General features: G+C 63.3%; 18 protein-coding genes. 8 read left to right on the top strand and 10 right to left on the bottom strand.

The genetic code is table 11. The features are described from left to right. The 3 genes from mupP (at position 1) to ACN0X6_RS18910 (ending at position 2,661) form a co-directional block, all read left to right on the top strand. Positions 1 to 672 carry an N-acetylmuramic acid 6-phosphate phosphatase MupP gene (gene mupP / locus ACN0X6_RS18900; RefSeq protein WP_125835443.1) on the top strand — a complete coding sequence of 224 codons (672 nt, stop codon included), beginning with the start codon at positions 1 to 3 and terminating at the stop codon, positions 670 to 672. Positions 673 to 752: 80 nt separating this feature from the next. Then, positions 753 to 1,493, top strand: coding sequence for a YciK family oxidoreductase (locus ACN0X6_RS18905; RefSeq protein WP_417706304.1), 741 nt, complete (start codon positions 753 to 755; stop codon positions 1,491 to 1,493). A gap of 241 nt (positions 1,494 to 1,734) precedes the next feature. Next, the gene (locus ACN0X6_RS18910) at positions 1,735 to 2,661 is read left to right on the top strand and encodes a GGDEF domain-containing protein (protein ID WP_417706306.1); all 927 of its coding nucleotides are present in this window, start codon (positions 1,735 to 1,737) and stop codon (positions 2,659 to 2,661) included. Between the two features lie 64 nt (positions 2,662 to 2,725). Here the strand turns inward: ACN0X6_RS18910 and rluB are convergent, their stop codons facing one another. The 9 genes from rluB to ACN0X6_RS18955 form a co-directional block, all read right to left on the bottom strand. Beyond that, a complete protein-coding gene (gene rluB, locus ACN0X6_RS18915) occupies positions 2,726 to 3,883 on the bottom strand; it encodes a 23S rRNA pseudouridine(2605) synthase RluB (RefSeq protein ID WP_417706308.1) in 1,158 nt (385 codons plus the stop codon). A 221-nt stretch (positions 3,884 to 4,104) separates the two neighbouring features. Next, entirely contained in the window at positions 4,105 to 4,287 is a 183-nt protein-coding gene (locus ACN0X6_RS18920; protein WP_417706310.1) for a DUF1289 domain-containing protein, read from the bottom strand. Positions 4,288 to 4,455: 168 nt separating this feature from the next. After that, entirely contained in the window at positions 4,456 to 5,367 is a 912-nt protein-coding gene (locus tag ACN0X6_RS18925) for an outer membrane protein (protein ID WP_417706312.1), read from the bottom strand. Continuing rightward, entirely contained in the window at positions 5,351 to 6,148 is a 798-nt protein-coding gene (gene scpB, locus ACN0X6_RS18930; RefSeq protein ID WP_417706314.1) for an SMC-Scp complex subunit ScpB, read from the bottom strand. Before scpB ends, ACN0X6_RS18925 begins: the two co-directional genes overlap by 17 nt. Positions 6,149 to 6,228: 80 nt before the next feature. Beyond that, complete coding sequence (locus ACN0X6_RS18935) at positions 6,229 to 7,122, bottom strand: DUF4261 domain-containing protein (protein WP_417706316.1); 894 nt, start codon at positions 7,120 to 7,122, stop codon at positions 6,229 to 6,231. Positions 7,123 to 7,163: 41 nt separating this feature from the next. Then, the gene (locus ACN0X6_RS18940) at positions 7,164 to 7,895 is read right to left on the bottom strand and encodes a segregation and condensation protein A (protein ID WP_417706395.1); all 732 of its coding nucleotides are present in this window, start codon (positions 7,893 to 7,895) and stop codon (positions 7,164 to 7,166) included. A gap of 140 nt (positions 7,896 to 8,035) precedes the next feature. After that, complete coding sequence (locus ACN0X6_RS18945; RefSeq protein ID WP_417706318.1) at positions 8,036 to 9,250, bottom strand: tryptophan--tRNA ligase; 1,215 nt, start codon at positions 9,248 to 9,250, stop codon at positions 8,036 to 8,038. Positions 9,251 to 9,321: 71 nt separating this feature from the next. Then, positions 9,322 to 9,948, bottom strand: coding sequence for an L-threonylcarbamoyladenylate synthase (locus tag ACN0X6_RS18950; RefSeq protein WP_417706320.1), 627 nt, complete (start codon positions 9,946 to 9,948; stop codon positions 9,322 to 9,324). Positions 9,949 to 9,961: 13 nt separating this feature from the next. Continuing rightward, positions 9,962 to 10,828, bottom strand: a complete 867-nt coding sequence (locus tag ACN0X6_RS18955) for a PHP domain-containing protein (protein ID WP_417706322.1) — start codon at positions 10,826 to 10,828, stop codon at positions 9,962 to 9,964. Positions 10,829 to 10,945: 117 nt separating this feature from the next. Between ACN0X6_RS18955 and ACN0X6_RS18960 the strand changes: the two genes are divergently transcribed. From ACN0X6_RS18960 to ACN0X6_RS18980, 5 genes are all read left to right on the top strand, one after another. After that, positions 10,946 to 11,245 (top strand): YciI family protein, encoded by a 300-nt coding sequence (locus ACN0X6_RS18960; RefSeq protein ID WP_417706324.1) that lies wholly within the window; start codon positions 10,946 to 10,948, stop codon positions 11,243 to 11,245. Between the two features lie 41 nt (positions 11,246 to 11,286). Next, positions 11,287 to 11,661: a translation initiation factor 2 (IF-2, GTPase) gene (locus ACN0X6_RS18965; protein WP_417706326.1), complete on the top strand. Its 375-nt coding sequence runs from the start codon at positions 11,287 to 11,289 to the stop codon at positions 11,659 to 11,661. Positions 11,662 to 11,664: 3 nt separating this feature from the next. Next, on the top strand, positions 11,665 to 12,342 hold the full coding sequence (locus ACN0X6_RS18970; RefSeq protein ID WP_417706328.1) for a response regulator transcription factor: 678 nt from the start codon (positions 11,665 to 11,667) through the stop codon (positions 12,340 to 12,342). Between the two features lie 137 nt (positions 12,343 to 12,479). Next, positions 12,480 to 12,893, top strand: a complete 414-nt coding sequence (locus ACN0X6_RS18975; RefSeq protein WP_417706330.1) for a Spy/CpxP family protein refolding chaperone — start codon at positions 12,480 to 12,482, stop codon at positions 12,891 to 12,893. Between the two features lie 64 nt (positions 12,894 to 12,957). After that, positions 12,958 to 14,286 (top strand): sensor histidine kinase, encoded by a 1,329-nt coding sequence (locus tag ACN0X6_RS18980; protein ID WP_417706332.1) that lies wholly within the window; start codon positions 12,958 to 12,960, stop codon positions 14,284 to 14,286. A gap of 12 nt (positions 14,287 to 14,298) precedes the next feature. Here the strand turns inward: ACN0X6_RS18980 and ACN0X6_RS18985 are convergent, their stop codons facing one another. After that, entirely contained in the window at positions 14,299 to 14,859 is a 561-nt protein-coding gene (locus tag ACN0X6_RS18985) for a nitroreductase family protein (protein WP_417706334.1), read from the bottom strand. Positions 14,860 to 14,909 lie beyond the last annotated feature (50 nt).

Consider the following 14,909-nt stretch of genomic DNA (forward strand, 5'->3'; position numbering starts at 1 on the left):
ATGCGTTTGAAAGCAGTTCTTTTCGACATGGACGGCACCCTGCTCGACTCGGCGCCGGACTTCATCGCCATCACCCAGGCCATGCGCGCTGCTCGCGGTCTGCCACCACTGGCCGACAAGGCCATACGCGACCAGGTCTCCGGCGGCGCACGCGCCATGGTCGCCTGCGCTTTCGATGAAGATCCGGATTCGGCCGCCTTCGAAGCCCTGCGCCTGGAGTTCCTGGAACGCTACCAGCAACACTGCGCAGTCCTCACCCGCCCGTTCGAGGGCATCGAAGCCCTGCTCGACGATATCGAACAGGCGCGCCTGCTGTGGGGCGTCGCCACCAACAAACCGGTGCGTTACGCCGAGCCGATCATGCAAGGTCTGAATCTGGCCGAGCGTTCGGCCGTGCTGGTCTGCCCTGACCATGTTGAGCAAAGCAAGCCGGCGCCGGACATGCTGCTGCTCGCCTGCCAGCAGATGGGCGTCAAACCCGAGGAAGTGCTGTTCATCGGCGACGACGCACGGGATATCGAATCCGGCCGCGCCGCCGGCTGCCGCACGGCCGCAGTGACCTACGGCTATATCCACCCCGAGGACAACCCACGCAACTGGGGCGCCGACGTGGTCGTGGATCACCCCCAGGAACTGCGTGCGGTGCTCGATCGCGCCCTGTGCAGTTGCTGATCGCACAGGGCGGGTGAAACCCGCCACTCTCCACTCTGGCGGGTTGCACCCGCCCTACCAGTTCTTCGAAGGATCCTCACATGTTCGACTACACCGCCCGCCCAGACCTGCTCAAGGATCGCGTCATCCTGATCACCGGTGCCGGTCGCGGTATCGGCGCGGCCGCTGCCAAGAGCTTCGCCGCCCACGGCGCCACCGTGCTGCTGCTGGGCAAGACCGAAGCCAACCTGAGCCAGGTTTATGACGAAATCGAGGCTGCCGGTCACCCGCAGCCGGTGGTGATCCCCTTCAACCTGGAAACCGCCCTGCCGCACCAGTACGACGAACTGTCGGTGATGATCGAGAACGCGTTCGGCCGCCTCGATGGCCTGCTGCACAATGCCTCGATCCTCGGCCCGCGCACGCCGCTGGAGCAGCTGTCCGGCGACAACTTCATGCGCGTGATGCACGTCAACGTCAACGCCATGTTCATGCTCAGCAACACCCTGCTGCCGCTGCTCAAACTGTCGCAGGACGCCTCCGTCGCCTTCACCTCCAGCAGCGTCGGCCGCAAGGGCCGCGCCTACTGGGGCGCCTACGCGGTATCGAAATTCGCCACCGAGGGCCTGATGCAGGTCATGGCTGACGAACTGGACGGCATCGCCAACGTGCGCGCCAACAGCATCAATCCGGGGGCGACCCGTACCGCCATGCGCGCCCAGGCCTATCCTGGGGAAAACCCGGCGACCCGCCCACTGCCGGAAGAGATCATGCCGCTTTATCTGTACCTGATGGGCCCGGACAGCAAGGACGTCAACGGCCAGGCGTTCGACGCCCAGTGATTACACGCCATGGCCCGCTGCAAGCCGGCGGGCCATCGCCGACAAAAATCCGCCACCCATCTTGCCAAGCGGCAGCACATTGCCAGCATCACCGTCAGCCAACCGGCAACCGCTTGCCGATCAGCGCTTTTAGAAACACCTAAGTGACTGACTTCACAAGACTTTAAGCCAACTTGAACCACCTGGCACGAAATTCGCTCTAACCCTCTCGTCGCACCATCCGCGCCAGAGGTTCAGCTCCATGGTTCCCCCCAGCCAGTCCAACACCATCGATTTCGACGCCGCCAAGCTGCAGCGTCTCGGCTTTACCGGCAGTCGCAACCTGCCGCTCAAGCCCGCCGGCCTGATAGAGCTGCGCCACCAACTCAGTCTGCAACTGCAGACCAGCCTGGACGTGGAACGAATCCTCAGCCTGTTCTTTCGCGAAGTGCAGCGTCTGGTGCCGCTCGATGCACTGGCTTTCCAGCATCCTTCGCACGACCTGCGCCTCGAACTGGGCGAGCGCGCCCCCCACTCGGCCGGCTATCGCCTGAGCCATGAAGGGGAATACCTGGGCGAGCTGATTTTCCGCCGCAAGCAGCGCTTTGCCGAAGACGAACTGATCCAGCTGGAATCGCTGCTGGCGAGCCTGCTGTTCCCGCTGCGCAATGCCTTGCTCTACCGTACCGCGCTGCAAAGCGCGCTGCGCGACCCGCTGACCGATACCGGCAACCGCATCGCCATGGACCAGGTGCTGCAGCGCGAGGTGGATCTGGCCCGCCGCAACCTGCAACCGCTGTCGCTGCTGATGCTCGACATCGACCACTTCAAGAGCATCAACGACAACCATGGCCACACGCTTGGCGACGAAGTGCTGAAAGCGGTCGCGCAGACCCTGAAGAACCAGTTGCGCAATATCGATATGGTCTTTCGCTACGGCGGCGAGGAGTTTCTGGTGATTCTCTCCGGCACCAATCGCGAGGGCGCCGCACTGGTAGGCGAGCGCTTGCGCTTTGCGGTGATGGAGCTGCAATGCCTGGATGCCGGCCGCCCCATCGATGTGTCCATCAGCCTGGGCTGCTCCAGCCTGCTGCCGGGCGAGTCCGCCGAAAGCCTGCTGCGCCGCGCCGATAACGCGCTCTATGTGGCCAAACGCGAAGGCCGTAATCGCCTGTCCATGGCCGGCTGAGAGCCGGATGAAATCCGGGACACAGAATGAAAAAAGGGACTCCGCAGAGTCCCTTTTCCGTTTATCAGCGCTTGCGGCCGAAACCGGGGCGCTGACCATCGCCGGCGGGCGGACGCTTGCCGGGCGTTGCCGGGCGCGGCTTGCGTGCCGGACGCTCGGACAACTCGACGGCCGGACGCGGCTGACGTTTCTTCACATCGCTCGGGCGCTCCGCTACCGGCGTGCCGCGACCGCTTTCACGACGCTCGCCGCTGTCTTTGCGCGGGCCGCGCGGCGCGCGCTGCTCACCATCCTCACGGCGCGGCGCACGGCTCGGGCGAGCATTTTCTGCGCCTGCCTGGTCCTTCGCCGGGCGTAGCACACGCTTGCCACGCACCTCCACCGGCTTGGCCGACTTGCGCTGCAGGCGGTCGAGCTTCTCGCGGGTCTTTTCCTTCATCGCGGGCAGCGCCTGCGGGGTCAGGCCCACTTCGGCGCTGAGAATGTCCACTTCGCGCTGATCCATTTCACGCCAGCGGCCCATGGTCAACTCGGACGTGAGGAACACCGGACCGAAGCGCACGCGCTTCAGGCGGCTGACCACCAGGCCCTGGGACTCCCACAGACGACGCACCTCGCGGTTGCGCCCTTCCATCACCACGCAGTGATACCAGTGGTTGAAGCCCTCGCCGCCCGGCGCTTCCTTGATGTCGGTGAACTTGGCCGGACCATCTTCGAGCATTACGCCGTTCTTGAGGTTCTCCAGCATTTCCTCGGTCACTTCGCCCCGTACACGCACCGCGTATTCGCGATCCATCTGGTAGGACGGGTGCATCAGGCGGTTGGCCAGCTCACCGTCAGTGGTGAACAGCAACAGGCCGGTGGTGTTGATATCGAGGCGGCCGATGTTGATCCAGCGACCCTCTTTCGGACGCGGCAGGCGATCGAATACGGTGGGGCGGCCTTCCGGGTCGTCACGGGTGCAGATCTCGCCGTCCGGCTTGTTGTAGATCAGCACGCGGCGCACCGAACCGGTGATTTCTTCGCGCTTGAGCAAGCGGCCATCGAGAGCGATGGCGTCGTTGGCATCGACACGCTGCCCCAGGGTCGCGGCAGCGCCATTGACCTTGACCCGCCCCTCGGCGATCCAGGTCTCGATCTCGCGACGCGAAGCCAGCCCGAGGCGGGCCAGGACTTTCTGCAGTTTCTCGCCTGCAGGACGCGGTTGTTCGTGCTCAGTCATCTTGGGCACCTCCCGGTGTAGTAGTTGATGATCGAAGGGCGCGCATCATACGCGCTGTGGAGCCCATAGGGTAGACGATGCTGCGCTATTCACCTGGTAAAACCAGGAACACAGCACCGGATCGCAAAAGCCCCCCCTGGGCGAAGCTTTTGCGCACAAGCCTTGTACCGTCGATGTCCCCGCCATTCGCCGCGAGGCGCGGCTCCTGCACGGATGGGCGCTCAATACTTGCGCCGCCCGGTCGCCTCCAGCGCCAGCAAGCGCATGTCGGCCTCGGCCAGCAGCGCCAGGCGCTCAGTCTTGTCCAGGCGTTTCCAGCCTTTGATTTCCTCACGACTGCGGCCGCAGCCCAGGCAGATATCGCGCTCGAACTCACAAACCTTGATGCAGGGACTCTTGCTCATGACAGCACCTTGCGCAAATGGGATCGAATGCAGGCAAGGATAAAGACAACAGCCTCCCGGGCGGGATTGAGGAATTCCATGACCCCGATTTAAAGAGGCGAACCGCACAGCAGGTTCGTCCAGCTGAAGCATGAAAGCCGCAGGTCACGCGCTCCATTGCCCAAACAATCAGAACCGATAAGCCATGCCAACCGACAATGTCTGAGTCTTGAATTGCGCAGAGCTCTTCAGCGTATTGGCAAACACAGGAAAAGCAGGGTTGGTTACGGTGGCAGAGGTATCCACCTTGCCGTAGTCGGCATATAGATAATCCCCTCTGATCGACCAATTTTCGCTCAACGCGTACTCACCACCCAAGCCGACAACCCAGCCTAGCTTGGTCTCCTTGGTAGAATTGCGCCCCCTGGCACCTACACCCAGAAAATCGTCACTGAACGCTGCATCCAGTTCAATCCGGGCGACTGCAGCGCCGCCTGTCAGATACACCAGCCATCGCTCCTGCGCCCAGCCCAGGCGGGCACGCATCGTCGCCTGCCAATCAGCCTTCACGGACAACTCTTGCGTGAACGCCCCCGCAGAATTGGAGAGATAGACCGCACCAGAGGTGCGCGTTTCGTCAAAACCTAAGGTATTGGCACTGACTTCGAGCCCCAGATACAGCTTGCCGAACTGCCGTCCGAAACCACCGAACACCCCGCCGGAAAGACTCGACTGGGAAAGAGAGCCGTCCGCCTCTTCGATAATCTGCTGAGGATCTGGCGGAGTGAAGTAGGAGCCAGGGAAACCATCTGCGGTAGAAGCCTCGGTAGCCGCACGACTCTCCACCGCCCCCACGCTGCCACCCAGATAACTGCCAGACCAGTCGCGTGCTGCACTTGTTTGGGCCTGGGCGCAGGTCGCGAAGTTGATCAGCCCCAAAATACCCAAGGCCGCAGCAATGAATGTGCGCATGTTCATTTCCCTGTCATTGTTGTTGGATGCCGCCGGAATATGGATCGATTGCAAACAGCAGTCGTTATAGCAATCGAAACCACCGCGCAAAAAGTAATCCACCCCGCCCCACTCAATGCAACGATTCATCGCCGTCCAGGTCGGCCAGATCGTCTTCGACCGCCTGATCCTCTGCGGCCTCGACCAGACGCAGGTCATCGAAGTCGGTCTTGAGCCCCTGCTCCATGTCGTCCAGCTCGGCCAGCAGGCTGCGAAAGCTGGTTTCCTCGCGCGGCTCGGCGGCTTCGCCGTCTTGCTGCAGGGCCAGATCAGCGCGCGCCTGCAGGCCTGCCGGCACCTCGGCCTCATCATCCAGCGCCAGCTCGGGCTCCGGTTCCAACTCGCGCAAGGCAGCAAGCGGCGGCAGTTCGTCGAGGCTTTTCAGGTTGAAGTGATCGAGAAAGCCCTTGGTGGTGGCGAACATCGCCGGGCGCCCCGGCACGTCGCGATAGCCCACCACGCGAATCCACTCGCGCTCCAGCAGGGTCTTGGTGATGTTGCTGTTGACCGCCACGCCGCGCACGTCCTCGATCTCGCCACGGGTGATGGGCTGGCGATAGGCGATCAAGGCCAGGGTTTCCAGCAGTGCACGGGAATAACGCTGCGGGCGCTCCTCCCAGAGCCGACCGACCCAGGGCGCGAAGCGCTCGCGCACCTGCAACCGGTAGCCCGAAGCCACTTCCTTCAGTTCGAAGGCGCGACCCTCACAAGAGCGCGCCAGGATGCTCAGTGCATCGCGAAAGACACCGATTTCAGGTCGCTCGTGCTCCTCGAACAGCTCGCACAGACGCTCCAGGGACATGGGCTTGCCCAACGCCAGGAGCAGGCCTTCGAGCACAGTGGCAAGCTGATGCGGATCGGACAGCGTCATCGTCTGGCAAACCTGGAGCAATAAATGGAAAGGGCCGCATTGGACGCGGCCCTGCAGTCTAGCAAATGCCTAAAGCCACTTCAGGCCTGATTGATCTCATGCTCCTCGATGATTTCCGCAACCAGCACCTGATCCGGCCCATCGAGAAAATACTCCTCGGCCAGCGGCGCACGCAGGCGCATGAAAGCCGTCTCGCCGACCTGCATGGTGTGTCCGGGCGCCATCTGCGCACCACTCTGCAGCAGGTAGCTCATCACGTTGTCGAACAGTTCCGAGTAGCGCTCGCCCTCATGATGCCCTTCGGCCAGCACGGCTAGGTCGGGGATGCCGAATACGCCGCCGCCATAGGTGCGCATCCAGGTACCCTGGACACCCTCGACATCGTATTTGACGAAGCCACAGTAAAGCGCGGTCAGCGGCAGATTACGCAAAACCTCCAGACTCTCGCGCCGCAACCCCGGGTCATTGAAGATCGCCGCAGGCAAGGACGTTCTGCCACTTTCATTGAGCACGGCGATGGCGCCGAATTGCGCCAGTGCACCCGCCACTGCCGCCAGCACCACGTATTGCTCCAGCGGGTCGCTGTCGTGGCCGGCGTAATACAGCAGGATATGGCTGGCGTTCGCGCGCACTTCGTCTTTGAGTTCTTGCGAGTAATGCGCCGGAGCGACGCAGGCCTCGACCGACTCCGCAGGAAACGGCGCGTCGAAGCCCACCAGCCGAACCACATGAGCACCCCAGCCCGCCAGCGCGAAGAACGGCTCGACTTCACTGGATACCTCGCAACTTGCCTCGGCCATTTCCGGGTGATAGGCACGCAAGGCACTGCTCAGCCCATCCTGGGTCACCTGCAACGCAGCGGGGAACAGCACCTGCAGACTGACTCGCCCCTCGCACTCGGGATTGGCAACCAACCCAGTTAACTCTGCCGTGTTGTCGTCTCTGCGGCCGAAGAAACGCGAAAAAATACTCACCTGAAACTCCCTTTAACAAATGCTCCCAAAGACTGCTCGCCCTATTGTGGAGACGGTTGCGACTCCTCCACTTCCTGCTCGATGCGAGCCCGAACATGGATGGCGGCAAACGGCTCATTCTGCACCAGCTCGACCAGCGATTCCTTGATCAACTCGAGAATTGCCATAAAGGTCACCACCACGCCAAGCCGGCCTTCTTCAGCGGTGAACAACTCGACGAAAGGCACGAAGGCGCCGCCCTTGAGGCGCTCCAGCACCTCACTCATGCGCTCGCGGGTGGACAGCGCCTCGCGGGTGACCTGGTGGCTCTCGAACATGTCGGCGCGGCGCAGCACCTCGGCCATCGACAGCAATACCTCTTCCAGGCTGACGTCCGGCAGCAGCTTGCGCGCGCGGGCTTCGGGTGCATCCAGTTTCGCCACGGTCAGGTCGCGGCCGACGCGCGGCAGTTCGTCGATCCCCTCGGCAGCGGCCTTGAAGCGCTCGTACTCCTGCAGGCGGCGGATCAGCTCGGCGCGCGGATCGTCCTCTTCTTCCTCGGCCTCGGTCGAACGCGGCAGCAGCATGCGCGACTTGATCTCGGCGAGCATGGCGGCCATGACCAGGTATTCGGCGGCCAGCTCCAGGCGCACCGTATGCATGAGTTCGACATAGCCCATGTACTGTTTGGTGATCTCGGCAACGGGGATATCGAGGATGTCGATGTTCTGCTTGCGGATCAGATACAGCAACAGGTCCAGCGGCCCCTCGAACGCTTCGAGAAAGACCTCCAGCGCATCCGGGGGAATGTACAGGTCCAGCGGCAGCTCGGTGACCGCCTCACCGTAAACCAGGGCGAACGGCAGCTCCTGCTGGGCGCCGGCCTGGCTGTCCGGGACTGGTGCGGCGGGCTCACTCATCGACTGGCGCTCCTTCAACGATAATTCAGACCCATGGCCATGCGTACTTCGGCCAGGGTTTCACGCGCTTCGTCACGCGCCCGTTCGGCGCCTTCGGCGAGGATGCTGCGCACCAGGTCCGGGCTATCCTCATAGTCGACGGCCCGCTGCTGCAGGGGCGCCAGCTCGCTCTGCAGCGAGGAGCACAGCGCGCTCTTGCAGTCGAGGCAACCAATCGAGGCGCTGCGGCAGCCCTCGATCACCCAGTGCAACTGCTCGTCAGTGGAATACAGCTGGTGCAGCGGCCAGACCGGGCAACGTTGCGGCTCACCCGGATCGTCACGGTGCACCCGAGCTGGATCGGTGGGCATGCGCCGCAGTTTTTCCTCGAGCTCGGCATCGCTATCGCGCAGGAATATCGCGTTGCCACTGGACTTGGCCATCTTCTGCCCGTCCAGGCCAGGCACGCGCGAAAACTCGGCAAGAATCGGCTGCGGCTCGCTCAGGATCACCTTGCCGCCACCTTCCAGGTAGCCGTACAGGCGCTCCTGATCGCCCAGGGTGATGCTGCTCTGCTCCTTGAGCAAGGCCCGCGCCGTCTCCAGCGCTTGTGCGTCACCCTGCTCCTGATAGGCCTTGCGCAGGTTGCTGTAGAGCTTGCCGAGCTTCTTGCCCAGCTTGCCGACAGCAGCTTCGGCCTTGCGCTCGAAATCCGGCTCGCTGCCGTACAGGTGATTGAAGCGGCGCGCCACTTCACGGGCAAATTCGATGTGGGGGAGCTGATCGGCACCGACTGGCACCTGTCCCGCGCGGTACAGCAAAATATCTGCCGCCTGCAGCAAGGGGTAACCGAGAAAGCCGTAGGTGGAGAGGTCCTTGCCACTCTGATGCTCCTGCTGCTCCTTGTAGGACGGCACGCGCTCGAGCCAGCTGAGTGGGCAGATCATCGACAGCAGCAGATGCAGCTCGGCATGCTCCGGCACCTGCGACTGCACGAACAGCGTCGCGGAGCTGGGGCTTACGCCCGCAGCCAGCCAGTCCACGGCCATATCCATGACGTGCTGGGAAAGCTGGCCGGCATCGGCGTATTCGGTGGTCAGGGCATGCCAGTCGACGATGCAGAAGAAACAGTCGTACTCATGCTGCAACCTGACCCAGTTTTTCAGCACACCGTGGTAGTGCCCGAGATGAAGACGACCGCTCGGACGCATTCCTGACAGCACCCGACGTTCGGAGTCGTTGAGGCTCAAACCGTTCTATCCAAAATCCAGACAAGGCCACGGAGTATAGGGCAGCTGCCTCCACAACGGAAAAGGCGATGTCAGAGATCGTTGAACGGCGTCGGGTCGCCGCAACCGACGCGCAGAACTTCCGGGCTATCGTCAGCAAGATTGACCACGGTGGAGGCTTCCAGCCCGCCAAAACCACCGTCGATGATCAGATCGACATGGTGCTCGAGAATCCGGCGCATTTCGTAAGGGTCGGACATCGGCAGCTCGTCGCCCGGCATGATCAGGCTGACGCTCATCAGCGGCTCGCCCAATTGCTCCAGCAACGCCAGGGCGATCGGGTGGCTGGGTACGCGGATGCCGATGGTACGGCGCTTGGGGTGCAGCAACATGCGCGGCACTTCGCGGGTGGCGTTGAGGATGAAGGTGTAAGGACCCGGGGTGTGATTCTTCAACAGGCGGAAGGCCGCAGTGTCGACCTTGGCGAACAGCCCGATCTGCGAGAGATCGCGGCAGACCAGGGTGAAGTTGTGCTTGTCGTCGAGCTGACGCAGGCGACGAATGCGCTCTACGGCATTCTTGTCACCGATCATGCAGCCCAGCGCGTAGGAGGAATCGGTCGGATAGACCACCACGCCACCACCGCGAATGATTTCCACAGCCTGTTTTATCAGGCGTGCCTGTGGGTTTTCCGGGTGAACCTGGAAAAATTGACTCACACTTGCTCCCAGCTCATGAAGTGACAGCGGATGGCTGTGCATGTTCGAAGCGCTCCCAGAGCGCAGTCAGGTCATCAGGCAACGGGCGATACATGCCCAACTCGGACCAGTCGCCAGGCGCGTGGAAATCACTGCCGACACTGGCCATCAAGCCGAACTCGCGCGCCAGAATCGCCAGACCTCCGACTTGTTCGGCGGGCTGCATGCCATTGACCACTTCCAGAGCATGACCGCCGGCCGCCGCGAAATCGGCCACCAGGCGTCGACGCTTACTGCGAGTAAAGTCGTACTGCCACGGATGCGCCAGGCTGATCCAGGCTCTGGCCGAACGCAGGGTGGCGATGGTTTCTTCAAGCATAGGCCAGTGCTGCTTGACGTCACCCAACTTTCCCGAGCCCAGCCACTTGCGAAACGCCTCGGCGCGATCACGCACATGACCGGCGCGCACGAGAAATTCGGCGAAATGCGGCCGGGCCGGCGCATTGCCGCTATCGCCCAGTTGCTGCTGAACGGCCCGCGCGCCCTCCAGAGCGCCCGGCATACCTTTGGCCGCGAGGCGTCGGTCGATCTCTTCTGCGCGCTGCCAGCGCCCATGGTGCAAGGCATCGATGGCGGCACACAGCGCCGGCGCCTCGCGCTCGAAGGCATAGCCCAGGACGTGGATGGTCGCCCCACCCCAGGTGCAGGACAGCTCGATGCCATTGATCAGCTGCATATCCAGAGCCGCCGCTGCGCGGCGCGCTTCATCGAGCCCTTCCAGCGTGTCATGATCGGTCAACGCCAGCAGACGCACGCCCCGCTCATGCGCCCGGGCCACCAGTACGGCGGGGGCCAGGGCGCCATCGGAGGCGGTGCTGTGGCAATGCAGATCGACAATCATGGCGGCGCTTTCGTTGAGATTGATGTTTGTTATTATGCCCCACATCCGCGCCAAGGCTGTTACCGCGTGGCGCAAATGCGTTATCCCTCCCCGCTTCGACCCCAAATAAGGACTGAGATGCTCTACGCCATCATCGCCACCGACGTCGAAAACTCCCTGGAAAATCGTCTGGCCACCCGCCCCGCTCACCTCGCTCGTCTGGAGCAGTTGAAGCAGGAAGGTCGCCTGCTGCTGGCCGGCCCGCACCCGGCCATCGACAGCAATGATCCAGGCCCGGCGGGCTTCAGCGGCAGCCTGGTGGTTGCCGAGTTCGACTCCCTGGAAGCTGCCCGGCAATGGGCCGACGCCGATCCGTACCGCACAGCCGGCGTGTATGCCAACGTGTTGGTCAAACCTTTCAAGAAAGTCCTGCCCTGACGAAGTGCCACCCACGCTGCTTTCGCACACAAGGAATCGCGATGCGCCCGATCCCGCTGTCCCTGCTGGTCACCGTGATGCTGACCTGTGCTTCGGCGCAGGCAGAAGAACAACCCGCTCAGCCGTCTGTCCCGGCAGCCACGCTCGACAGCCAGGTGCTGGAACAGCGCCTGGCGCAAAGCGAGCAACTGCGCAACGAGCAGGAAGCGAGCAGCGCCGTGCAACTGCAACGCCTGCGCCAGGAAAATCAGCGTCTGCGCTTGCAGCTCAAGGAGAGCCAGGCGCAGGCTCAACCCCGATTGCTCAGCGAGCAACAGACCTGGTTCGCCCTGGGCGCCGCCCTGAGCCTGATCTCGATGCTATTCGGCGTCCTGTTGCGTGGCTCTCGCAAGACCCGCCGCGAGTGGATCAACTGAGCCATGAACCGCCTGCTGCTGATCGATGACGATCAGGAACTCTGCGAACTGCTTACCCGCTGGCTGACCCAGGAAGGTTTTCAGGTCACCGCTTGCCACGAAGCCGGCGGCGCCCGTCAGGCACTTGCCGCACAGACGCCTGATGCGGTGGTGCTGGATGTCATGCTGCCAGACGGCAGCGGCCTGGAGTTGCTCAAGCAATTGCGTGGCGAGTACCCGGACCTCCCGGTACTGATGCTCTCTGCCCGTGGCGAACCGCTGGATCGCATCCTCGGCCTGGAGCTGGGCGCCGATGACTACCTGGCCAAGCCCTGTGACCCTCGCGAGCTGACCGCACGCCTGCGCGCCGTCCTGCGCCGCACCGTGCCGGCACCGGCCAGCAGCCAGCTGGAGCTCGGCGATCTCAGCTTCAGCCCCAATCGCGGGGTGGTCAGCATTGGCGAACATGATGTTCCTCTGACGCTTTCCGAAAGCCGCCTGCTCGAAGCCCTGCTGCGCCAACCCGGCGAGCCGGTGGACAAACAGGCATTGGCGCAACTCGCCCTGGGCCGCAAACTGACCCTGTATGACCGTAGCCTGGACATGCACGTCAGCAACCTGCGCAAGAAGATCGGCCCGCACCCGGATGGCCGGCCACGCATTCTCGCCCTGCGCAGCCGTGGCTATTACTACGCGCAGTGAGTGCTCCCTGGCGTAGCGTAAACAACCCGCAACATCGCCTTTACCCAAGCTTTACCCACAGCTGACTGCCCTTGACCTTGACCGCCGCATACTGAGCCCATCCGGTCGTTACCGGTTTCAAGACAAGGAGAATCACCATGCGCAAGACCCTTACCGCCCTGCTGCTCGCTGCCACCCTGCCGACCCTGGCCTTCGCCATGCCCATGCAAGACGGTGGCCCTCGCCACCATGATCGCGACCATGGCATGTTCAAGGAGCTGAACCTGAGCAAGGAACAGCGCCAGGAGTTTCGCAAGCTGATGGGCGAGCAGATGAAGACCCATCGCGACATCACCAAGCGCTACCTGGACAAGCTGCCGGAAGCCGAAAAGCAGGCCATGAAGAAGGAACTGGACAAGGCCCGCGCCGACCAGCACAAGGCCCTGCGTGACCTGCTCAACCCCGAGCAGCAGAAAGCCTTCGACGAGCACCAGAAGAAAATGGAAGCTCGCCGCGCGGAAATGGCCGAATTCAAGGCCTGGAAGGCCGAGAAGGACAGCAAAGGCAACTGATCGACTCCCCCTAGACCCGCCGCCGCGCTCCCTGAGCCCGGCGGCTTTTGCATGAGGAATCACCGTGCGTTCACTGTTCTGGCGCATTCTGGCGACCTTCTGGCTGGGCATCGCTCTGGTGGCCGCGCTGTCGCTGCTGCTTGGCCGCGCCCTGAATCAGGACGCCTGGATTCTGAGCCTGCACCCGGGCCTTGATGATCTCGATGGCCAGTGGGTCAAGCGCTATGAACAGCAAGGGCCAGCAGCCGCCCAGGATTTTCTCGAACAGCGCAAGCGCAAGTACCGTATCGACACCCAGGTGCTTGGCGAGAGCGGCCAGCAACTGGTCAAAGGCACCTTTCCGTCCCGTGCTGCCGCCTTCGAGGCGCGTCACGGCGACGACCGGCGACTGCCCTGGCGGCGCCTGACCGCCGAATACACCAGCCCGCAAAGCGGCGAAAGCTACCTGTTCATCTACCGTATTCCACACCCGGAGCTGGCTGCCTGGCACCGTGGCAGCCTGTTCTGGCCACTGAGCGCCATCGCCATCGCCCTGGTGGTGCTGACATTGTTCAGCCTGATGCTGACACTGTCGATCACCCGCCCGCTGGATCGCCTGCGCGGTGCCGTACATGATCTCGGCCAGACCGCCTACCAACAGAACAGCCTGGCTCGTCTGGCCACGCGCCGCGACGAGTTGGGCCTGCTGGCCAAGGACTTCAACCGCATGGGCGAGCGACTGCAAGGCTTGATCGGCAGCCAGCGCCAGCTGCTGCGCGATGTTTCCCACGAACTGCGCTCGCCCCTGGCGCGCCTGCGTATTGCACTGGCGCTGGCGGAGCGTGCCGATGCGGCGGAACGAGAAAGGCTCTGGCCTCGTCTGAGTCAGGAGTGTGATCGACTGGAAGCACTGATCAGCGAAATTCTTGCCCTGGCCCGCCTGGACGCGGACCCGGGTGCCGCGCAGCCCGTCGATCTGGCCGCCCTGCTCGGCAACCTGCAGGAAGACGCTCGCCTGACCGCCCCGCAACAACAGCTGCAGATCGATCTCGACCCTCGCGCACGCCTGCAAGGCTGGCCAGGCATGCTCGAGCGCGCGCTGGACAACCTGCTACGCAATGCCTTGCGCTTCAGCCCAGCGGATCAACCTGTGCTCATCAGCGTGCAAAGCCAGGGGCACAGCGTAACGTTGAGCGTGCGCGACCACGGTCCCGGGGTCGCCAGCGAATACCTGGGGCAACTGGGTAAACCCTTCTTCCGCGCACCGGGCCAGAATGGCTCCGGCCATGGCCTCGGCCTGGCCATCGCACGCCGGGCGGCGCAGCGTCACGGTGGTGAACTGCTGCTGAACAACCACCCGGAAGGGGGCTTCATCGCCACGCTCAGCCTGCCGGCAAAACAGCAGGCAAGCTGAATCGACGCGCGATCAGCCCTCCCAGGCGCTGACGAAGTCTTCGACTATGACCTCTGGCGCTCGCCGCAGCTCACGCTCCGGTGTGCCCAGGTACAGATAGGCGATGATCTGCTCGTCCGCCGCCAGGCCCAGGCCTTTGGCGACATGGGCATCGTAGGCCATGTCGCCGGTACGCCAGACGGCACCGATACCCTGAGCATGGGCGGCCAGCAGCATGCCGTGCGCGGCACAGCCGGCTGCGATCACCTGCTCGGAGGCGGGCACCTTGGGGTGAGCCTGAACCCGGGCGATCACCACCACCAGCAATGGCGCGCGCAGCGGCATGCCACGTGCCTTGTTCAGCGCCTCCGGCGCAGCCTGCGCATCGGCGACCTGCAAGGCCTCGGCGAACAGCTCGCCCATGCGCTCACGCGCCTGCCCCTCTACCGTCAGAAAACGCCACGGCCGTAGCTGACCATGGTCAGGCGCACGCAGGGCCGCGCGAAACAGCATCTCGCGCTGCGTCGCATCCGGAGCTGGTTCGACCAGGCGAGGCACGGAAACACGGTTGAGTAGAGCGTCGAGGGCATCCATCGGCCACCTCCAAAAACAAAGATGGCGCATTCTCAATGCTGCAAGCTGCA

This window comes from Pseudomonas sp. (assembly GCF_048269965.1).
In the GTDB taxonomy this organism is placed as follows: domain Bacteria; phylum Pseudomonadota; class Gammaproteobacteria; order Pseudomonadales; family Pseudomonadaceae; genus Aquipseudomonas.